Source organism: Bacteroidota bacterium (assembly GCA_016713925.1).
GTDB lineage: Bacteria > Bacteroidota > Bacteroidia > AKYH767-A > OLB10 > JAJTFW01.
In genome coordinates, this window is record JADJOH010000002.1 from 932,124 (window position 1) to 953,362 (window position 21,239).

Here is a 21,239-nt window from a genome sequence, read left to right on the forward strand (position 1 = left end):
GCAGCTGGAAGCCGCGTGCGCGGGGAACGCAAGGGTTTATCATAATAAATCATAATAATCACTATTTAGCCCCAAAGCTTGTAGCCGGTAGCCGGAAGCTGGCAGCTGGCAGCCGGTAGCAAAACTCACGATTTATTAAGCACGATCCGAAAAGTAGTGCCTTTATTCAGCTCTGAACTTTTCACAAAAATTTGTCCGCCATGGTACTCCTCTACAATCCTTTTTGATAAGGACAAACCAAGACCCCATCCACGGCTTTTGCTCGTATAGCCGGGTTTAAAAACAGTTTTATATTTCGATTTGGCAATTCCTTTACCCGTATCAGAAATATCCAGATACACGAATTGATTTTGATCGGTAATGCGCACCGTTATACTGCCTTCTCCACTCATGGCATCGATCGCATTCTTAAATAAATTCTCGAGCACCCATTCAAAGAGCGGGACATTCATCGGGGCTTCCACATCATAGGCCTGCCCATTTTCCAGTTTAAAATTCACGCGTGATGAAGCACGGGAACGGATATAGTCGATGGCATTCTGCATCACCAGCGTCATGTTCTCCTTCTTCAATGCCGGTGCGGAACCTATCTTTGAGAATCGTTCAGTGATGGTGTTGAGTCGGACAATATCTTTCTCAATTTCAGGAAGATGTTCTTCGGGTTGTGGTTTCGACTTCAGGTATTCCAGCCAGGCCATTAAGGAGGAGAGCGGGGTACCCAACTGATGTGCCGTTTCTTTCGCCATCCCTACCCATACCTGATTTTGCTCTGCTTTTCTCGAACTCGAAAAGGCAATATAGGATACCGCCAGAAACAAAGCGATGACGGCCAACTGGAAATAAGGATAATACCGCAATTGTGTGAGCAGGTAGGAGTCTTTATAAAAATATAGTTTTTCTGATCCGCAGCGAAGGAAATTTCAATGGGCTCATGTTGTTCGATCATCTCCAACAGCTCCGTAGCCACATAGCCTTTGTCATCCAATTTCAGTGAATCGAGATTTCTGGTGGAGATGACCTGTCTCTTCTCATCTGTTAAAATCACCGGAACAGTATTATTGTCGGTCAATACCGATAAGGCAAAACTAATGTCGCCGGGTTCGGCATTGATATCGGAGATTTGGCGAGTAGCCTCTGCCCAGAGCTCCACCTTCTTTTTCTCTTCAACGGAAAGCTTTTTCACCAGTTGGTTGGTATAAAACAACGACCCAATGCCAATGAGCAGGGCGATCATCAAGAGGACAAACTTCCAACGTTGTTTACGGGTGTATATGTTCACTTATAAAATTTGTTAGGCAAAATTAGCTGTTTTAAGGGCTTCTTCACTCGGTTTCCAACTCTAATTCCAGTTCATCCTGCTTTTTATGCTGGTTGTCAGGCTTCTTTACGATGGCGGTATCTTTCTTAAACCATCCAAACTCCTTATTGAGGATCTTCTTCAAATCCTGCTTTTCTTGTTTGATGTCCTGGGTAACTTTCTGCTCAATGCCCTTGCGGTCATACACAATCGTTGGATTGGCCAGCGGCCCCTTCATGGTCAGGAAGATGCGCATGCGGCCCAATCCGTCGTCTTCAATGGTTCCAAATTCCGTGGTATTGTTCCTTACCTTTTTTCCGAAGAGCTGGGAGAGATAGAGCTGGAGTTTATAATCAACATTATTATCGAAAGAATATGTTCCGGAGGCGGTCAGATCCATCACGCTAGACTTGATTTCCATAGAGGGAATAAAAATGGTTTTGTTGCTGATCTCAATTTGATTCTCCAAAGTTTCAAATTTTATTTGCTTCAGGTCGGCGCTCTTCAGGTATTTTGATAAGAGCAACATCGGCCGAAAATTGATCAACTCCCCTTTTTCGATGACCAATTTACTTTTTGCGTAAATTTTATTGAGATTGCAATGCAGGTCCTTGCTCCAGATGGATGCAAACTGAACGGTGGCAGAGATCTTTCCTTTTACATTCACATCCCTTATCACCTCTTGTCCGAAATTTCCCAACTGGGTAAAGAGTTCAGTGGCATCTAATTTCTTTACATCCGCGTCGCAGGCGATTAATATACTGTCATGCCGTGATGCATCTATGCGTCCTTTTAATTTCAAATGACCCTCAAATGCTTTAAAAGAAAGATCATCGGTAGAAAGAATTTTATTCCGGATATCAATTCTTCCTTTCAACTGCCAGGCCTGGAACTTCCGGAAGCTCAGCACGCCTACACTCACTCCCAGATTGACGCTGATGCGGTCACTGAAATCAAGACGATAGGAGGTGTCTTCCGCAGCAAGTTGCTTCTTGTCCTCCAGCAATTCATTGAGGTCAAGATTATTTGAAAGCAGCGTCGCCTCGCCTCTCAGCATTTCTCCGGAGGATAACAGGAAGGCATATACGTTATCAAAGTACCCGTTGAGTTTTAAATCACTGCCGGCCGCCTTTCCCGTGAGGTTGGTCAGCTGTAATCGGTTGCCTTGTAACACCAACCCGCCGTTGAAATCCGTGAAAAGAATTTCCCGTTGCTTCAGTTTAAAGCTCACATTAGTAGCTTGAATAGTTCCTTCAGAAATCCAGCTCCCTGAATCCTTCGTGCGGCCCTTCACTTTCGCATTCACCATCAGCTCGCCACTCATGGAAGCCAGGGTATCCGGCATATAAAAGCGACTCAATACTTCGAGGTTGACCTTACTTTTTGCAATGAGATTCATATAGGGATTGGAAAAATCTTCCAGTAAAAAAGAAAGACTTAAGGGTTGACCCTCCAGCACCGCATCCAGATTATTTAATGACAATCGTTCTACCGGTCGACCTTTGGAAATGCGGTTGGTATAACTTCCCTTGAAGCGAATATTTTTCAAAGTGTAGGATGTTCCCACAGGAGATAGTGATGCCTGATTGGTACTGAATGCAGCCACGATCAATGCTTTATTTCTTCCGCCTGTCTCTCCTGAAATATGAAGGTCGAAATTCACCTTGCCCTCGTAATCATAGTTCTTCAGTTTCTCCGTATAAACTCCCGGAATGAGGGACAACAATTCCTCTAAACCGGCATCCTTACTTTTAACTTTAAGATCGAGTGTGGCTCCTTCTTTATCATCTCTAATAAATCCATCAACACCGAGATCCAGTGCGGCTACACGAATGGAACTTTCACGAATCGTATACATTCCGGAAGCGGCATTTACCTCCACCAGCACTTTCAATGTGGTGAGCTTATTGTTGATGTAATTGACCTCATCCAGCAAAAAACGTTCTACGAACAATGCACCTTCGCCGGAAAGCGTGTAATTGTCATTGCTGAATAATCCTTTCAAATTCATGTCCTCCGCCCGGAAGGAGTAATCTTTAGCTCCGGGTTGATTCAGGTAACGAATGCTTGTATTTTTCAATACAATTTCCTCCAGTTCGAGGTTGAATGCGCGATTATCGCCTTTCTGTTCTTTGAAGATGCTGTAATTGTTTTTACCATTTTTATCCACGATCAATACACAAACCGCTTCTTCAATACTGATACGCTTCAACCGGATATTCTCCTTGAACACATCAAACCAGCTGAACTGAAAGTAAATGTGCTTTGCTTCCAATAGCGGATCCGCATACCCGGTGATTTTCGAACCTTTAGTGCTCACGTCTGATAAATCAACCGTAGCATAGGGGAATTTCCGGAGCAGTGAGAAGTCGATGGTCTTTACACTTACGGGGACAGTCAGGTAGTTATTGATTTGCTTTACGGCAAGCTCCTTCATTTTCGGACCGAGCAGCCAGGCAAGAACAGAAATCAGCAATAAAAACCCTGCAATGGATGCTAAAACGATAAGCAGAATTTTCTTCGGGCGATTCACAGTGCAAAAGTAAGGGCTAAGTACCATAAAGAAATATAAGGTACTTTATTGTTCATCAACAATGAAATTCACAATTTAAAAACTAATATACTCCAGTGGATTCACAGGACTGCCATTGTACCAGAGTTCAAAATGTAAATGAGGACCGGTACTGAACTCTCCCGTATTTCCAATGATGGCGATGACTTCTCCTGCCTTCACATAATCACCAACAGATTTCAGCAGGGCGGAATTATGTTTATAGAGCGTGAAAATATTATTCGTATGCTGCACACCTATGACATAACCGGTTTCAGAGGTGAAGCTCGATATGACTACTGTGCCATCGAGACTTGATTTTATTACTTCATTGGGTCCGGCAACGATGTCGATGCCAAAATGCTTTTGTACCGGATTAAATTTAGTGGTGATACTTCCTTTGAGCGGTGTAAAAAATGCAATACTTCCAATTCCGGTAGAAAAGGATCTCTCATTCGATTCATTGAGTTCGAAACGATCGGCTCCTTCCATTTGGAGGCGCATCAGGGAATCCTCCTCAGATTTATCCAGTTTTCGTAAGGTATCATTCAGGGCAGATTCCGAAAAATTCTTTACCGGCTGAGTGGTATCCACCTTATCATTCAACACATTCAGCAGGTTTGCCAAATATGCCTCCTGAGCATTAAGCTGATTTTCAACGGAATCCGTCTTCAAAGCAACCGCGACGAGGTTCCTTCGAATGGTAACATCTGTATAGCCGGGGATATATTCCCGCAAGGGCGTAAATGCAATCAGGTACAAAGTCAGGGTAATCAAACTCAGGGCAAAGGTCCCGCCGAACACGATAATGTTCATGGGTGTCAAGCGAATAGAGAACTTTTCTTCCAGCGTTTGGTCGTTCATGACCACCAGCCTGAACTTGTTCTGTAAATTCCTGACAATCTTTCTCCTTCTCGCTTTCGGACTCGACATACCGGCAAATATCGTAAAACTTACAAGTTTGAGCTGCTCCCTGTAACCTGCCATAGGGTTTGGTGGTTAAAAACAGGTGATGAGCTACCCACAGGAGAATGAAAACACGCAGAAAATCAGCTCTGCATACGGTCATTTCCTATATTTGCCTGTCTATACTAAAACCTGAAATTTTCAGTTAATACTGAATATCCCGACGCTATCCATCTGTGAATAAACTTCGATTTAGTCTGTTGTTTGTACTTACCGCGATCATTTTTTGGTCATGCAGCGTGCGAAAAAATAATATAGTAAGTCGCACCTATCACGGTACTACCACCCATTATAATTTTTATTTTAATGGTCGTGAGCGCATGAAACAAGGTGCGGCTACACTTGCAGATGCACATGAAGATAAATACGATCGGGTACTCTCTATCTTCAAGATTGCTGATCTGAACAAGGCGAAGGCCGTCTTTCCTGATTTTGATGAGGCGATAAAAAAAGTTTCTATTGCGATCACCCGTCACTCGATGATCGTAAAAGGGAAGAAGGATCGAAAACTTGCAGAGCGCAACCCCTGGATTCCGGAGTGCTATATGGTGGTGGGGCAGAGTCAGTTTTATAAACATGATTTCTGGTCTTCCATTGAGACTTTTCAATACATCAGTTCGGAATATAAGGATGATGAAATACGCCCGGAAGCCTTGCTCTGGCTGACACGGTCCTATCTTGAGTTGGGGAAAACAACGGATGCAGAATATCTTCTTGACTTCCTCAAAGCCGATAAAAAATTTCCCGTTAAGTTAAAAGGATTTTACAATGCCGTATTGGCACAATACCATCTCATCCGTAATGATATTCCCCGCGCCATGGATGCCTTGCAAATGGCCGCCTCCACGAGCAAGAAGAAAGATGATCGTTCGCGTTATTATTTCATCCTCGGACAATTGTACCAGCGTTCTGATTCCTTGAACAAAGCCTTTGCATCCTATGAAAAAGTGCTCAAGCTGAATCCTCCCTATGAAATGGCGTTTAATGCCAGAATCAACAGAGCACGTTGTTACGATACCGGTAGTGGCAATGCGTCCATCGTAAAAAGGGAATTGCAGAAAATGTTGAAGGACGAGAAAAACAAGGAATACAGAGATCAGCTTTATTATGCGCTCGCCGGTGTTGCTTCTCAGGAAAAGAATGAACCCCTTGCTGTTGATTTACTCAATCAATCGCTCAGGGCCTCTACTTCGAATACCACACAAAAAGCGTTGAGTTACTTAGAGCTTGGGAATATTTACCTCAAGCGCCCCGAGTATTTACCTGCTGCTGCTTATTATGATAGTTGCCTGACCAATCTTACCAATGATCATCCGGATTACTTCGATATACAAGCTAAGCGCAATAGTTTAGAGCGACTGGTGAGTAATCTGAAGGTCATCATGAAGGAAGATAGCTTACAACGATTGATGGCGATGTCTCCGTCGGAGCGCGAAGCGATGATTGGCAGTTTGGTAGAAGCTGAAGATGCAGAGAAGGAACGCGTGAAGAAAGAACAGGAAGATCAACAGCGGCTCGAAGAATTGGAAATAAAGGAAGAAAAAGATCTGAAGAGTCAACCCCGTGCCCTCAATGCACCGGCAACAGCGGCACAAGGTGCATGGTATTTTTACAATCAGTCGGCAATCAGTTTTGGATACAGTGAATTTGTAAAAAGATGGGGCAGTCGAAAGCAGGAAGACAACTGGAGGCGCAGTGAAAAAGAGATGACAATTGGGGAGATGTAACAGATACCACTACTGTTGACAGTTCTGCATTCAACCAGCAAAGTCTGAATGACTCCATTGCCAAATTGGATTCAAAAGCAAGGAAGGAAGCCTATCTCGCACAAATTCCAAGTTCTCCGGAACAAATTGCTGAATCCAACAAAAAAATAACAGAAGCTTATTACAATTGCGGAGTTATCTATAAAGAACAATTGAATAATCTCAACGAAAGCATCAATAGTTTTGAAACGCTCGACAAGAGATTCCCTGATAATAAATATAAACTCCCGGCTTATTATAATCTATACCGTACACATACATTACTTGGGAATACAGAGAAAGCGGATTTTTATAAGAACTATATTCTTACCAACGCACCGGAATCGGACTATGCACGGCTTATTCAAAATCCGGATTTCTTCCGGGAGATGAAAAGAAAATCAGAAGTACTGGAAGTGTTTTATGAAAACACCTACCGTGCCTATTTAAACAGACAATATGATCAGGTCATCGAGCGTAAAGCCTATGCGGATCAGTCCTTCCCGGCTAACAATAAGCTATCTCCCAAATTCGCCTTCTTAAAAGCGATGGCTGTCGGGAAGACCAGATCTATCAATGATTTTCAATTTGAGTTGGAAGATGTCATCCGGAGTTTTCCAAAAGATTCCGTGAGTATGAAAGCCAAGGAAATTCTTGACTTCATTAAAGGCAACAATGTAAAAGCTACAGCCATTGACACCATTCCGGTGGATACCAATAATCTGACGGATCCATTTGCGAAGTCTGCCAAGTACCTCTTCGATGCCAACAGCATGCAGTTTTTTGTAATCATCTTCCCAAAAAACGCGTTAGCTCCTGCAGAACTCATCGCGAAAATCAATGCATTCAATAATATTGATTTTACTGATCAGCAACTCACTGTGAATAACGGAAACATTGATCTTAATCTGCAGTACATCGCGGTGATGTCGTTTGAATCAAAAGACGATGCCATGACGTATTATCAGACGATCATTTCAGAGCAGAATTTACTCGATCAATTTGATCCGCAATTGGTGCAGTACTTCATCATTTCCCAAACAAATCTTTCTGAACTAACACGTACGAAAGACATGAAAGCTTACACGGAATTTTTTCAGCAAAAATATCTGCAATAAGCCTTCCTTATAACGCTAATGGATATACGATGATTTTATCCTTACTATCGAAACCTTATCCCCTTAGTGATAGTCCCTCAGGAAAAATCAGGGCCGCCTTATTTACAGGATTCTTTGTTTTCGTTTTCCTGTTTGCCTTTCGTCCTTTCCAATTGCACCGCTTCGATAACATCGTCGCATTAAAATTAACATTGGGATATGGAGCAGTTACTTTGATCATGGTATTGATCAACACGTTCTGGGTCACTACACTTTTGCCAAAATTTTTCAATGAAAGTAAATGGACAATAGGACGGGAGATCAGCTTTCTGCTCTGGATCATTTTCACCATCGGCCTTGGCAATGCGCTTTATTCCATGGTCATTTTTAATGATTTCTTCAACCTGCGTTATCTCTTGTACTTTCAATTGTACACGTTAATGGTCGCCGTTCTGCCGGTAATCATCAACGTAATGATCATGCAATTGGTACTCACCCGTCGTAATCTGAAAGAAGCAGAAAATATTTCTGACCATATGAATTTTAAGAAGCGACTGGATTCGGATCCGGGCGCCATCATCACCCTTAGGTCTGACAATCAAAAAGAAGAATTAAAAATACCTGCACGGGATTTATTATTTATTACTTCAGCGGATAACTATATCGAAGTACATTATTTGCAAAATGGTATTGAACAGAAAAAGCTGCTGAGAGGAACCCTGAGAAACACGAAAAATGATCTGCGCACCTATACTGCATTTTACCGGTGTCACCGGGCATGGATCGTCAATCTTGACCGTGTGGTATCCGTCACCGGAAATTCACAAGGTTACCGTTTGGTATTGAACGGGACCGACACCATCGTTCCGGTCTCCAGAAATTTAAATGAAGAAATAAGTACGCGACTTTCGATGTAATAATTTATCGTAGGAAATCCCTGTTTTTTTAGCTTACCATTCATCCCTACATTGATTTTCACCTTGCTTTTCATCCCAAATTCAACTCATCCTCCCAAAAGCTGTGCAATCATCCCTTTGGAGTTGACGTCAAATCAAATTCATTGTTCATTTGCAGCAAATAAAAATAATCATGGAAACAATTATTATTGATTCTTTGCGCTGGATGCACATCATCGCCGGCAGTCTGGCATTACTCTCGGGACCTGTAGCCATGCTCAATCAGGATGGCGGACGCCTTCACCGCCAAAGCGGGAAAATATATTTCTGGTCGATGCTGGTCATCTTCGTGACGTCGATCGTACTCTCTGTCTTACGGGAAAACTGGTTCCTGTTTATGGTAGGCATCTTTAGTTGTTATTTGGTCCTAACGGGATACAGAGCCTTATCGCTGAAAATGCTGCACAAGGGACAAAAAGCGGCCACCTTTGATTGGATTATACTCGCCTTTTCCGTTTTAGCCGGAGCAGGTTTGTTGTTCATGGGAAGCTGGTTGATTCTTGCAAAGGGCAACACTTTCGGATTAGTACCTTTAGCATTTGGTGGAGTACTTACTTCAGGCGTCATAGGAGATTATAAAAGGTTCACTGTTCCACCAAAAGAGAAAAATCACTGGCTGATAAAACATATCATCGGAATGATGGGGGGATACATTGCCACGATAACTGCATTTTTGGTACAAAATGTAAACATAAGTCCGGCATTCATTACCTGGCTCATGCCCTCATTGATCATCGCACCTTTTATATCTTATACCGTTAGGAAATTTAAGAAAGGAAAGGGCAAAGTCATTTTACCGTGAGACCGGTTTTTGCGTCATATAGTGAAAGAGGTGTTCGGAAATAGGAGTTGCATCATTCATAAAATAAAACATGCCACCCCAATTGTAATTCACATTTCTGAACTCTTCTATATGAGTTCCGTTCTTTATTCGAAAAACGGTGATCGTCCTGTTGGGCTCAATGATCTTTTGGATTTCCCTGCCGGATTCTATCTCCGGTGCTATTTGTTCAGGAGATTTTTCTGTTCCGATGGTCTCTGTCAAATGAATCTGCTGCACGTCTTTTCCATCATCACCTCCACCCGTTGCCGGCATTTCTTCCGCACCCGCTTTATCAAATCCACCTAAAGGCTCTTCCCCTTTGGCGACCGGAAATGGTTTGATCACCGCTCTATCATCACCGGCCTGACCGGGAGATGCCAGATCCTGCTTCGGCTCCTGCAATGTATCATTAGATTTTTCAATCGCTTTCGATTCTATTACTTCTTCCTCTACCTGATTCTTCTCCGGATTTTTTATTGGAGTTGCAGCAATGGCCTTTTTAGCCTTCATGTCCGCTTTATCTCTCGCTGCCCTCGCCTCCATCTCTTCAATTTCGTCCTTCGCCCTTTTCTCCAGTATTTCTTCCGTCCTGCTTAATGCTGATAAAATTGATTTGGTGTAATCCGTGTCATATCCAAAATCATCCATCTCTGCCAAATAGCGGATAGACGCCACCGGTTGATTATAGATCACCGTGTTGACACCCTCATATTGTTTGAACAATCTCACACCAATTTTATAGGGATCAAAACCATACTTCTTTCTGTCTTCTTCCACCTTAGTGTTAACACGAATGGTTTTGGTGATATAACCCGGTTTTGTAAAATCAATGGTATACTCGGTATTAAAATCCAATCGCAAGCGGAGATTTTTTTGTCCGCGAAAAGAGGCGACAGTCTCTCCTTCTCTGCGTAAATAAATCATGGATTCAGAAAAATCTCCATTGACTACCACAAATTGCACAGGAATATAAATGCGGGTAGCTCCCTTTGCTTCGTGATAAGTCACCAAGCCGGAGAGCAATATTAAAAGCAAGAAAACTATTTTCCGCATCTCATCAAAGATATGGATTTGATCATAGATGACAAAAACCGTTGAGGGTGATTTTTAACAGACCCTTCCTAAAAAATTCTAACCCTCTCATCCTGACTTCCGCACTGTGACACCTTAAATTAAAATCCGAAGAGTTCTTTGACTATCTTCAGAATAGTTTTTTTTGCAGAAGACAGAAAAAGAGATAATGTCAGAACAGAGATGGATATTTCTTCAGTATAAGCCCTGTAGGGGCGGTATCTCTTTAACCGACAAACTCCCCTTTCCTTTCATCGCCGGCAGCCGACCTACGGTCAGCTGCCGGCATAGGTGGGAGAAGATGATTTCCTTTACAGAGATGCCGCCCCTACAGGGCTACAATCAATAAATGCCCAATTTCTCCTTCACTTCTATATAAAAAGCTATTACTCGCAAAACACTCTTTGAAATTCCACGTATCAAAGCCCCTGAGAAAGAAAAATAATTCGTTATCAATTGGTAAAGAGCAGACGCTTCCCTTCAACCCGACAAAGAATTCCAGTCTATTTGAATTTAATAAATATATAACATACTAATAATTAATTATTTACAAAAGATTTGCCTGCTTTCTTTAAAAGACCTACCTTCGCACCCCTTAAATAGTGACTATGGAAAATTTCGTATATATCGTACCGGTACTTGGAATCATTGGACTTATTTACATGTTCGTGAAAGCCAGCTGGGTAAAGAAACAAGATGCAGGTGACTCCAAAATGGAGGAAATCTCATCCGCAATTGCTGAAGGCGCAATGTCCTTCCTGAAATCAGAATATAAAATTCTGGCCATTTATATGGTACTCGCCAGCATCGGATTGGGAATTCTCAGCCAGATGGTTGAAAGTTCTCATATTCTGATCGTTGTCGCTTTCATTATTGGCTGTATATTCAGTGCAGTGGCCGGATACAGCGGGATGCGCATTGCTACAAAAGCCAACGTTCGAACCACTCAGGCTGCACGTACTTCCCTGGCAAAAGCATTAAATGTATCCTTCACCGGCGGATTGGTAATGGGTCTTGGGGTAGCCGGTATGGCTGTGCTGGGATTGAGTCTTCTCTTTATCTGTTTCTACCAGTTTTTCATGGGTGGAGTAATGACAGGGAATGAACAGATGACACAGGTGCTGGAAGTTTTGGCGGGATTCTCATTGGGTGCTGAATCGATTGCACTTTTTGCCCGTGTAGGAGGTGGTATTTATACCAAAGCGGCTGATGTAGGCGCTGATTTAGTAGGAAAAGTGGAAGCAGGAATTCCTGAAGATGATCCACGAAATCCTGCCACTATAGCAGATAACGTTGGAGACAATGTAGGTGATGTAGCCGGGATGGGAGCTGATCTTTTTGGATCCTATGTAGCTACTGTTTTAGCCTCTATGGTACTTGGAAATTATGTGATCCGTGATATGGGCGGTATTCAGGATGCCTTCGGTGGTATTGGTCCTATTTTGCTTCCCTTGAGTATTGCCGGTGTAGGTATCATCGCTTCTATCGTTGGTTCATGGCTGGTATCTATTAAAGAAGGAGCACTCGCAAATACAGACACTGTTCAGTCCGCGTTAAACCGTGGTAACTGGGTCTCTATCCTCATTGCATTGGCTGCTTCATACTTCCTGATTGATCTGATGCTTCCTGCACAGATGACTATGAGAGCTTTTAACGATGGTAATTTCAATGAACTTTATACCAGTTCCATGAATGTTTTCTGGGCGGTTGTGATTGGAATGTTTGTGGGAGCCGCTATTTCTTATATTACGGAGTATTACACCGGACTTGATAAAAAACCGGTCAGAGATATTGTACAAAAATCAGGAACAGGAGCTGCTACCAATATCATCGCCGGACTGGGTACCGGAATGTTATCTACTGCTATGCCTGTTATTCTATTCGCCGGAGCCATTTGGGGAGCTTATTCACTTGCCGGATTTTATGGGGTAGGTATTGCTGCATCCGCGATGATGGCGACCACGGCTATGCAATTGGCGATCGACGCTTTCGGACCTATTGCAGATAACGCAGGGGGTATTGCTGAGATGAGTGAATTACCTGCTGATGTACGTGAGAAAACAGATATTCTTGATTCAGTAGGAAACACCACGGCGGCTATCGGAAAAGGATTTGCCATTGCTTCTGCCGCTTTAACGGCACTTGCACTCTTCGCAGCTTACGTGACCTTTACCGGCATCAACGGTATCAATATTTTTGATGCAAAAGTCCTTGCTGCACTCTTCATTGGAGGAATGGTGCCTGTAGTATTCTCCGCCCTTGCGATGAATTCAGTAGGTAAAGCTGCCATGGATATGGTGAACGAAGTACGTCGCCAGTTCAGAGAGATTCCGGGTATTATGGAAGGAACAGGTAAGCCTGAATACGGTCGTTGTGTTGAAATTTCTACAAAAGCCGCTCTTCGTGAAATGATGTTGCCCGGTGTAATTACCATCGTTTCGCCAATCATCATCGGAATTGTGATGGGCCCTGAAGCATTGGGTGCCTATATGGCCGGAGTTACTGTAAGTGGAGTATTATGGGCAATCTTCCAGAACAATGCCGGAGGAGCCTGGGACAATGCAAAAAAATCATTTGAAAAAGGCGTGGAGATTGATGGCCAGATGTACTATAACAAATCTGAGCCACACAAAGCGGCTGTTGTTGGAGATACTGTCGGCGATCCGTTTAAAGATACTTCCGGTCCTTCTATGAATATTCTTATTAAACTCACCTCATTGGTGGGACTAACCATTGCTCCACTCATTGCTTTGAATGATGGTCATGGAGCGGGTGCTGCAGGCGATGATTGCTGTGGAGGTAAAGCGAAAATGGAATGTCAATCAGAGATGAGTGGTATGGGTTGTGAGATGGATGCAGAAGGCAATTGTATCATCGACTCCGCTATGTGTGCAGAATGGATGGCTGCAGGAAAGTGTGATAGCAGCGATTGCGTGAAGATGGAGAATGGTAAGTGTCACATCAAAGCTTCTTCCTGTAAGATGATGATGAACGGTGCCGGATGTGGAGAAGAATGTATGAAGATGTGCAAGGAGAAAGGCATCGAATGTGGTAATGGAAAACCTTGCCCGATGCATAAAGCTTCTGCACAACATGATTGCAGCAAGGGTTGCGATGACGCTTGTATGACGGCCTGTAAAGAAGCCGGAAAAGACTGCAAAGGAGAACACGGCGGTTGCGCTCATTAAAATATAAGATAACTTTTGAAAGAGCCTGTGCATTGAGCATGGGCTTTTTTTATGTAAATAAATTTTAGTTCTATACTACTTTAAATAAGGATCACGGATAACGCTGATTTTGCTGATTTACGCAGATTATATCCGTGTAAATCAGCAAAATCTGTTTTTATCCGTGATCCCAATTCTAAAATTTATATTGTAAATATCATTTCTTTCGCCTCGATAATTCTTACTTTTGTGAGCGAAAAATGTGATAGTTTACTTCATGATTTCAACGATCCTCTTCTTTTCTATGCTCTCCTTCGGCCCGCTACCGGAGACAGGAGGAGATACGCTTTTATCAGAAAATAAAACGAAAGTTTCGCAAGAGCGTAATGTATCTGCATCGCCAATCTCCCCGGACTTTCAATTGCTCAGCAGTCATATTCCTTCTAATCCTTACCCGGTAAAAAGAAGCCTTCCTTCTTATTGGTAGGTAAGAAAAAATGGATACAATACAATCCGGTGAATCTGACTTTCGGTGGATTATTATTTTTATATCAATCCGTGATATCATCGCAAATTTCTGCGGATTGTCCCTATGAAATCAGTTGTTCCAATTTCAGTAAGCAATCTATTTTACAGTACGGATTAATAAAAGGGCTTTCCCTCAGCGCTGATCGCCTCACCCGTTGCACCAAACTAGCGGCGAAAGATCTCCACCCCTTGCGCATCAGTAAGGAGGGTATGCTGATCGACACGCCTGCCTACTATTGCAATAAACATAAACATTGATGATAAAATATTTTTTTATCCTCCTGCTTTTGTTGGGTGGTTTATCAAGCGCGCAGGCACAACAAGATTCTATTGGTCTGCGGAAAGAAATTGACTTTTTACTTTATCTCACCGAGCAAAAACAATTGGATGATGTAGAATATTTTAGTGCCAGGTTGTTCCGGGATTCTTTAAACTATTCACAAGATTTCAGGGATACCATCAGCTTTATTTGTGCAGGGGCTTTTAATAAATTTAAAAAACCGTTGAAAGCAATCGGTTACTATGATAAAGTAAGTGATAATTCTGTATTCTATTATCCTTCTGCTTATACTTCTGCATTGCTCGAAGCAGAGAATAAAAATTTTAAAGCAGCGAGAAAGAAACTTGAAGAAGTACTTTACGATGACAATAATTTTTTTACCGATTTAAAACATTTTGAATTATCCGGCACCTATCTCCTTCTTCATGATCATTCTTCTTTCGATTCTATACAAGCGGTTTATCATCCACAGGACTCCTTGCTGCAGGCTGAGTTTGAATACTACAAGCAATACAACGTACTTCTACAAACCACTAAAAAGAAATCAGCCTTTCTGGCAGGAGCATTATCGGCGGTGATTCCCGGGTTGGGAAAAGTGTATACGGGAAAACCCGGTCAAGGACTGGCTGCATTTCTAAAAACAGTTCCGCTTGCAGCGATTACCATTGAAAACTACAGAGTAAACGGATTTAACAATCCGCAGTTGTATATCTTTGGAAGTCTATTCGCTCTCTTTTATGTGGGAAATATATGGGGAAGTACATTAAGTGCAAATATTGTATACCAAGAAAAAATTGACGAGATCCATCACAATATTGTTGTTGGTCTTCGCATTCCTGTCGACAACCTCTTTCGTTAATGCTCAGTCTGCAGACTTCTCCAAAGTGGATAGTCTGATGGCCCTGCATCAATATGAGGACGCTTCGCTGGAATGTGAATACATCCTCTATCAGCAACCCGGAAACCCCGCGTTGATGGCAGAATGCCTTTTAAAAAAAACGGACTGTCTCAAAGCTACCGGTAAACATGCCGAAGTGCCGGTCTTGCTTTCCCGACTCGATGGTTTTTCGGGGAGTGATTCTTTGAAAAGCCGGATTTATTTTCAAAAAGCACTTGGCTACTATATGTCCGATAAATTCGAACTGGCAGAAAAGAGCATCCTGCCCTTATTCAATTTGCAGGAAGTAGAGGAGGAAACAGAAGTTACCGGAGCGCTGCTCTATGCAATGGCATTGGGCGAATCCGGAAAATGGATGGAGGCGAAATTGTTTCTTACCAATTTCATTCAAAGCAATCCGCGAACAGACGCTGCATTAAAAACTGAATTGACAGAACAGGTCAATATGGTTTATGACAAAGAAAACATTCCTAAACTCAGAAGTATAAAAAAGGCGAAAACACTCTCACTCCTCTTCCCCGGTTTAGGGCAAGCATACAATGGGAATTTCGGCAAGGGTTTTGTAAGCCTCCTGCTCGTTTCAGGCAGCGGTGCATGGGTGGGATGGAATATATTTAACACCACCTATATTACCGCAGCTACAGCGGGAGTATATATCTTCCTTTACTTTTATTTCGGTGGTGCCAATCAATCCAGTTGGCTGGTGCCTGTGAAAAATCATAAAAAGAAAACTGAGTACAATCATCAAGTGCGAACAGAACTAAGTCGTGTAAGTCTTCAGCTCTTGCAACAGAAACAATAAAACCATGAAAACAAAAATTATTATTTTCTTTTTATTCCTCCTGAGCTATCAATCGAAAGGCAATACAGAACCCACGCTGATTTTATTAGGTCATAAAGAAGGTGTTAACATTTGCAAATTCTCTAATGACGGCAAAACCTTGTTAAGCGGGAGTAAAGATGGAATCATAAAACTTTGGAATGTATCGGAAAATTATAAACTCATCAAAGAAATTGAAGTGGGGATGATCCGATAACTGCCATTTCTTTCAGTCACAAAGGCGATCAGTTTGCCGTAGGTACCCTGGAGAAACTATACATCTATGATTTTGCTACTTGTAAATTAATTTCCAAAAAGAAAAATGCGCATGCGAGTTTTGTGAAATCTGCAAATTTTTCTCCGGATGATAAGTTGATCGTTACCTCCAGTTGGAAGGAAGATGCGCTTACCATTTGGAACTATCCTGATTTGAAAAAATCAATCCAGCTCTCAGAAAGTATATGGACCGATGAAGCCTTCTTCTCACCGGATGGGAAATTCCTTCTCTCCTGCAATCACGATAATGTTTGTAAAGTCTGGGATGTAAACACAGGAAATATCACCCGAACTTTTGCCGGACATGACGATTGGGTATATGCTATCCGACTAAGCAGTGATATGAAATATCTTATTACCGGTAGTTTTGATAAAACATTAAGAAAATGGGATTTTAACACGGGCAAGCTGATTGCCACCTTCAACGGACATAAAGATGGTATTTCCTATATGACTTTATCACCGTACAATTCCTCCGCGGTATCCGGGTCGGTAGATGGAAGTATCATTTTATGGAATCTCAACGATGAAAAGGATTTCAGGATGATCCGGGAGAAAGGAAGTGCCATCTTAAATCTTGCTTACTCACCTGACGGGAAAACCATTGCCGCGGCCCTGGCTGATCATTCAATCTTAATCTGGAATATCGATATTGCGGGACATTAAACTTAATTGATCAAAGGAAATAGTAAATTTGTAATCCCTATCATTAAAAATATGAAAAAAACAATTGCTTTAGCCTTAATGCTGTTAACTTCAGCTACTTATGCTCAGGATGTCATTACCTTGACCGACGGCAGAACTGTTCAAACCAAGATTCTTGAATTAAGTCCTGACGCTGTAAAGTATAAGAAATTTGACAATCAGGAAGGTCCGACTTATACTGTTCCTTTAAATACCATTTCTAAAATAAAGTATGCAAATGGATCGGAGGAGTCCTTTAATACTGCTCCTGCTGCCACTGAACAAGGACAGGCCAATTCCTCGGGTAATGGCGGCGATCTTCCTCCAATTTTCAAAGGAACCTTTGATGTGAATGATAAAGCCACTGAAGCCTATATCGAAGCTGTTGCTCAAAATGCCGGCGCAAAAATTCTTGAACGCTGCACCGGACGTTCTGACAATTCTACTACCGATATATTTTACGGTGAAGTATTCAGAGATGATATAGCTGTGGAATTACATATTCCGATTCTGGTAAAATGGGATAAAGGGTTAGCCAATAAAGTACGATCCATCAGAGGAGAAATTATTGTGGATCGCAACGGTAAAAGAAGCTGGAAATACCAAAGTGATTCCGGCATAACTTTCAGTGGTTGCGCAAAAGGAATAATTGAACTTTAAAAAATTTCTTTTCTTCATATTGAAGAGTACGCAAGAAAATTAAAATATAGTTTAAGAGTAAGGCAGAATTTTCACCTCTGCCAGGTGTCAAAAAAAATGAAAGGGATCCGATGGGATCCCTTTCATTTTGAATATCTGCCGGAATATTATTCGCTAGCTTTCAATTTGGAAGTTTTGATAGGAGTACCTTGTACTACCCAACCTTGACGGAAAACTTCATATCTTGAATAAACAACACCGTCAATAAGTGCATCGTAACCTGGACCAGCCTTCTCGATAGCTTTATCAACTGCTGCTTTTAATTGTGGAGCAGTACACATTTTAACTTCTTTACCTTCAGTACGTGGACCTTTTGCCTCATTTGGGAGACGCATAGTCACATTTTTAGAACTGATTACGGTAAAGTCTAATAGACGCTGCTGGCAAGAAGTCAATGCCAATGCGCAACATACTAAAACTGGGAGTGCAATTTTTTTCATATTATGGGTCTTTTCTATGCGACAAATATACCTTTTATTCAACACAAACCAAATTTTATGGGTAATGATAAAAATTATAATTATTCCATAGTATTGTTTTTCAATCAATTATAAATCCATTTGCCGGTTTTCACTAGAAATCCCTTAAAAAACACCACTTCCGACCTCTATTTTTAAGCTTTGAAAATAATGATGAATTATAGTAATGCTTATTGCAACACTTCTAAAGCAAGCATCTCCTTTCTAAATAATATCTTTGAAGGGTGCAGAAAAAGAAAACCTCCACTCTTGGTCCTATTGTAAAGCCGGCAAACACATCAGCCACCGGAAAGCAAATAAACTTTAAAGGCATTTATTTCATCATTGCTTTCATCACTTTTCTATTGTATGCCAATACCCTTGGCCATGAATACACCGTGGATGACTCGACCGTAATTGAAAATAATAAGTTCACGGTTAAAGGTTTTGGCGGATTAAAGGAGATTTTCACCACTTCCTACCGTGCCGGTTTCTGGGACAGGAAGGAAGGGTTATACCGGCCCATCTCTGTAGCCATGTTTGCAATAGAATGGGGCATTGCACCCAAACAACCTTTTCTTGGACATTTGATCAATATACTGATCTATGCGCTGAGTGCTGTAATCTTACTTTCCGTTTTAAGGCGTTTATTACAAAAGATGCATCCTCTTATACCCATCTTCATCACCCTACTCTGGGTATTCCATCCGGTGCATACTGAAGTGGTGGCGAATATAAAAAGCAGAGATGAATTATTGAGTTTCCTTTTTGGCATTGGTGCTCTTTCAGGACTCATTCGTTATGTAGATACTAATAAACTTAAATATATTTTACTTTCATGTCTTGCCTTTTTCCTGGCATTATTGTCCAAAGAAAATTCTGTGGCATGGGCGGGTGTATTTCCGTTGGCTATTTGGTGTTTCACGAAAGTGGATTTTAAAAGGACAATTACACTTTCTTCCGTATTTATTGGAGTGATTGGCCTTTACTTTTTGGTTCGGATTTCTGTTTTAGGGGAGATTGGCGGAGGATATGATCTCATGCTCATCAACAATTCGTTAATTGGTGCAAAAGATAAACTTTCACAAATGGCGGGTGCCTTCTATATTATGGGCAGATATTTTGGGTTGTTCATCCTTCCGGCAACATTGGTTTTTGATTACTCTTACAATACAATACCCCCTGTCAGTTTTGCGCATCCCCTCGCCTTTCTGGCCTTCGGAATCATTGTCTTTGGATTGATCTATGCTCTTAAAAATCTTCCCAGGCGAAGCATGATCTCCTTCGCCATTCTCTTCTTCCTCGGAACTATTTTATTGGTTTCAAATATCTTTTTCCTCATTGAAGCCACTATGGCGGAAAGGTTCATTTACACGCCTTCCCTGGGATTATGTTTGCTGGCCGGTTATTTTGCCAATAAGTGGCTGATAGGAAACAAAACATTTGAAGGCCCTATAACGGTTTCGCATATACGAAATAACAAATTATTCATTCCCGGCATACTTGTTCTCATTATTTTTGGAGGAAGAACTATTGTTCGCAGTAACGACTGGAAAGATAACCTTACCTTATTGCAGAAAGATGTTAAATCATCACCGGAAAGTGCGCGTATTCGTTACGCACTGGGCAGCACTTTACTCGTGGAAAAAGCCCTGGAGGAGCCGGAAGGGTCAGCCACCCGAAAAAATTATCTCGAACGGGCTATCGTTGAATTACGAAAAGGCGTTTCTATATTACCAAATTACAACGATGCCTGGTATCATCTGGGCATCGCATACAAAGAACTGGGGGATGCGAAAAATGCCGTATTAGCTTTTGAGCAGGCACGATCATATAAAGCATTCAACGGTGCAAATCATTTTACCAGTTCAGGAATTGCCTATGGTTTGAACAAGCAATACGACAAAGCTATTGCTGATCTGGAAGCCGCTGTAAAACTTGATCCGCAAAATTCAGATGCATGGAATAACTATGGTTTATACCTGAGTGAAGGAGGAAGTCTACAGGCTTCCATTGATGCATTAAACAAATCCATTGCACTTAAAAATGACTTTGACAAAGCATACTATAACCGCGGTAACACGTATGCTAAAGCAGGAAATTACAGGGAAGCATTGAAAGATTATGCCAAAGCCCTCTCTATAAAAAGCAATTATACCGATGCCTTAAACAACAGTGGAAATTGTTATATCATGTTACAAAGGCCGGATAGCGCTGTGAGTTATTTTGAAAGAGCCATTCAATCCGATCCCGGAAATGTAAAAGCCGTGATTAATCTGGGAGTTACATTGCAAAATTTAGGAGATACGGTTAATGCCAAAATTTACTTTGAAAAAGCCCGGAGTATGGGTGCTACTTTATGAGAAATTTGATACTCTGTTCCTTTGTGCTTCTGATCACCGGATGTACTGAAGTCAAAAAACAACCGGAAATAAATTATTTTTCGATCAGTACTTTCTTGAATAAGGAGATCGCAACATTGAAAGAGAAGGAAGCTATTTTAGTTAAAACGATTCAACAAAAAATAAAACAGAAACCCGATCCGTTTATACTCCTGATTGGGAAAATGAATTAAAACCATTTTTTGAATCCGCCATTGACCGGCCGGCGTGGAAGAATTCTTACCAATGCGACACCACTCTAATTGATTCAGAAATGGTCATCAGTTATACCACTAACAACAAAAAAGCTCCGGTAAAACTTCTGCGTGTTACGTATTTAAAAGATAAGGTAAACACCATTTTTATTTTGTTTGAAAAATCCAATGCCTGGTTTTGCCTCAATCAGCAATTAACATTTCAAAGTGCAGAAGGCTTTACCATCCATAGTGAACAAAAAATGACATTGTCTGCACCCGCCATCTATACGATTTCCGCTATATTCGAAGAGAAAAAGTACTCTTCTAAACCTCTATAAAAACAAA

18 protein-coding genes and 1 pseudogene are annotated in these 21,239 nt (G+C 41.6%); 14 read left to right on the plus strand and 5 right to left on the minus strand.

The window, feature by feature from the left end; translation table 11 throughout:
- Positions 1-125 precede the first annotated feature (125 nt).
- The 3 genes and pseudogenes from IPJ86_03845 to IPJ86_03855 form a co-directional block, all read right to left on the minus strand.
- Positions 126-1,234 (minus strand): annotated as a pseudogene (locus IPJ86_03845) (HAMP domain-containing histidine kinase).
- 88 nt (positions 1,235-1,322) lie between these two features.
- Positions 1,323-3,830, minus strand: a complete 2,508-nt coding sequence (locus IPJ86_03850) for a hypothetical protein (protein MBK7886450.1) — start codon at positions 3,828-3,830, stop codon at positions 1,323-1,325.
- Between the two features lie 75 nt (positions 3,831-3,905).
- A complete protein-coding gene (locus IPJ86_03855) occupies positions 3,906-4,781 on the minus strand; it encodes a M23 family metallopeptidase (GenBank protein MBK7886451.1) in 876 nt (291 codons plus the stop codon).
- Positions 4,782-4,990: 209 nt separating this feature from the next.
- On the opposite strand from IPJ86_03855, the gene IPJ86_03860 reads away from it, so the two are divergent.
- The 4 genes from IPJ86_03860 to IPJ86_03875 all read left to right on the plus strand — a co-directional run bounded on the left by IPJ86_03860 (position 4,991) and on the right by IPJ86_03875 (position 9,414).
- Positions 4,991-6,541, plus strand: coding sequence for a tetratricopeptide repeat protein (locus IPJ86_03860; GenBank protein ID MBK7886452.1), 1,551 nt, complete (start codon positions 4,991-4,993; stop codon positions 6,539-6,541).
- Between the two features lie 65 nt (positions 6,542-6,606).
- The gene (locus IPJ86_03865; protein MBK7886453.1) at positions 6,607-7,677 is read left to right on the plus strand and encodes a hypothetical protein; all 1,071 of its coding nucleotides are present in this window, start codon (positions 6,607-6,609) and stop codon (positions 7,675-7,677) included.
- Between the two features lie 29 nt (positions 7,678-7,706).
- Positions 7,707-8,573: a LytTR family transcriptional regulator gene (locus IPJ86_03870; protein MBK7886454.1), complete on the plus strand. Its 867-nt coding sequence runs from the start codon at positions 7,707-7,709 to the stop codon at positions 8,571-8,573.
- A gap of 172 nt (positions 8,574-8,745) precedes the next feature.
- Positions 8,746-9,414, plus strand: a complete 669-nt coding sequence (locus IPJ86_03875) for a DUF2306 domain-containing protein (GenBank protein ID MBK7886455.1) — start codon at positions 8,746-8,748, stop codon at positions 9,412-9,414.
- Here the strand turns inward: IPJ86_03875 and IPJ86_03880 are convergent.
- Positions 9,406-10,470 (minus strand): hypothetical protein, encoded by a 1,065-nt coding sequence (locus IPJ86_03880; GenBank protein MBK7886456.1) that lies wholly within the window; start codon positions 10,468-10,470, stop codon positions 9,406-9,408. The genes IPJ86_03875 and IPJ86_03880 overlap by 9 nt on opposite strands.
- A 644-nt stretch (positions 10,471-11,114) precedes the next feature.
- On the opposite strand from IPJ86_03880, the gene IPJ86_03885 reads away from it, so the two are divergent.
- From IPJ86_03885 to IPJ86_03920, 8 genes are all read left to right on the plus strand, one after another.
- Positions 11,115-13,694 carry a sodium-translocating pyrophosphatase gene (locus IPJ86_03885; protein ID MBK7886457.1) on the plus strand — a complete coding sequence of 860 codons (2,580 nt, stop codon included), beginning with the start codon at positions 11,115-11,117 and terminating at the stop codon, positions 13,692-13,694.
- Between the two features lie 256 nt (positions 13,695-13,950).
- Positions 13,951-14,160 (plus strand): hypothetical protein, encoded by a 210-nt coding sequence (locus IPJ86_03890; protein ID MBK7886458.1) that lies wholly within the window; start codon positions 13,951-13,953, stop codon positions 14,158-14,160.
- Positions 14,154-14,459, plus strand: coding sequence for a membrane protein insertion efficiency factor YidD (gene yidD, locus IPJ86_03895; GenBank protein MBK7886459.1), 306 nt, complete (start codon positions 14,154-14,156; stop codon positions 14,457-14,459). Before IPJ86_03890 ends, yidD begins: the two co-directional genes overlap by 7 nt.
- A complete protein-coding gene (locus tag IPJ86_03900; protein ID MBK7886460.1) occupies positions 14,459-15,340 on the plus strand; it encodes a hypothetical protein in 882 nt (293 codons plus the stop codon). The genes yidD and IPJ86_03900 overlap by 1 nt, the downstream gene beginning before the upstream one ends.
- The gene (locus IPJ86_03905; protein ID MBK7886461.1) at positions 15,276-16,181 is read left to right on the plus strand and encodes a hypothetical protein; all 906 of its coding nucleotides are present in this window, start codon (positions 15,276-15,278) and stop codon (positions 16,179-16,181) included. The genes IPJ86_03900 and IPJ86_03905 overlap by 65 nt, the downstream gene beginning before the upstream one ends.
- A gap of 4 nt (positions 16,182-16,185) precedes the next feature.
- Positions 16,186-16,416: a hypothetical protein gene (locus tag IPJ86_03910; GenBank protein ID MBK7886462.1), complete on the plus strand. Its 231-nt coding sequence runs from the start codon at positions 16,186-16,188 to the stop codon at positions 16,414-16,416.
- 122 nt (positions 16,417-16,538) lie between these two features.
- The gene (locus tag IPJ86_03915; protein ID MBK7886463.1) at positions 16,539-17,141 is read left to right on the plus strand and encodes a WD40 repeat domain-containing protein; all 603 of its coding nucleotides are present in this window, start codon (positions 16,539-16,541) and stop codon (positions 17,139-17,141) included.
- A 51-nt stretch (positions 17,142-17,192) separates the two neighbouring features.
- Positions 17,193-17,819, plus strand: a complete 627-nt coding sequence (locus tag IPJ86_03920; protein MBK7886464.1) for a hypothetical protein — start codon at positions 17,193-17,195, stop codon at positions 17,817-17,819.
- Between the two features lie 146 nt (positions 17,820-17,965).
- Here IPJ86_03920 and IPJ86_03925 read toward each other — a convergent pair whose 3' ends face one another.
- Positions 17,966-18,298, minus strand: coding sequence for a hypothetical protein (locus IPJ86_03925; protein ID MBK7886465.1), 333 nt, complete (start codon positions 18,296-18,298; stop codon positions 17,966-17,968).
- Positions 18,299-18,561: 263 nt separating this feature from the next.
- Here IPJ86_03925 and IPJ86_03930 point away from each other — a divergent pair, with 263 nt between their 5' ends.
- A complete protein-coding gene (locus IPJ86_03930) occupies positions 18,562-20,679 on the plus strand; it encodes a tetratricopeptide repeat protein (protein ID MBK7886466.1) in 2,118 nt (705 codons plus the stop codon).
- 292 nt (positions 20,680-20,971) lie between these two features.
- Positions 20,972-21,232 carry a hypothetical protein gene (locus tag IPJ86_03935; GenBank protein ID MBK7886467.1) on the plus strand — a complete coding sequence of 87 codons (261 nt, stop codon included), beginning with the start codon at positions 20,972-20,974 and terminating at the stop codon, positions 21,230-21,232.
- Positions 21,233-21,239: the final 7 nt, after the last annotated feature.

Coding starts and splice junctions, on each gene's coding strand:
- IPJ86_03885 (MBK7886457.1), top strand. CDS start 11,115: ATGGAAAATTTCGTATATATCGTACCGGTACTTGGAATCATTGGACTT.
- IPJ86_03925 (MBK7886465.1), bottom strand. CDS start 18,298: ATGAAAAAAATTGCACTCCCAGTTTTAGTATGTTGCGCATTGGCATTG.
- IPJ86_03855 (MBK7886451.1), bottom strand. CDS start 4,781: ATGTCGAGTCCGAAAGCGAGAAGGAGAAAGATTGTCAGGAATTTACAG.
- IPJ86_03875 (MBK7886455.1), top strand. CDS start 8,746: ATGGAAACAATTATTATTGATTCTTTGCGCTGGATGCACATCATCGCC.
- IPJ86_03920 (MBK7886464.1), top strand. CDS start 17,193: ATGAAAAAAACAATTGCTTTAGCCTTAATGCTGTTAACTTCAGCTACT.
- IPJ86_03900 (MBK7886460.1), top strand. CDS start 14,459: ATGATAAAATATTTTTTTATCCTCCTGCTTTTGTTGGGTGGTTTATCA.
- IPJ86_03910 (MBK7886462.1), top strand. CDS start 16,186: ATGAAAACAAAAATTATTATTTTCTTTTTATTCCTCCTGAGCTATCAA.
- IPJ86_03890 (MBK7886458.1), top strand. CDS start 13,951: ATGATTTCAACGATCCTCTTCTTTTCTATGCTCTCCTTCGGCCCGCTA.
- IPJ86_03935 (MBK7886467.1), top strand. CDS start 20,972: ATGGTCATCAGTTATACCACTAACAACAAAAAAGCTCCGGTAAAACTT.
- IPJ86_03870 (MBK7886454.1), top strand. CDS start 7,707: ATGATTTTATCCTTACTATCGAAACCTTATCCCCTTAGTGATAGTCCC.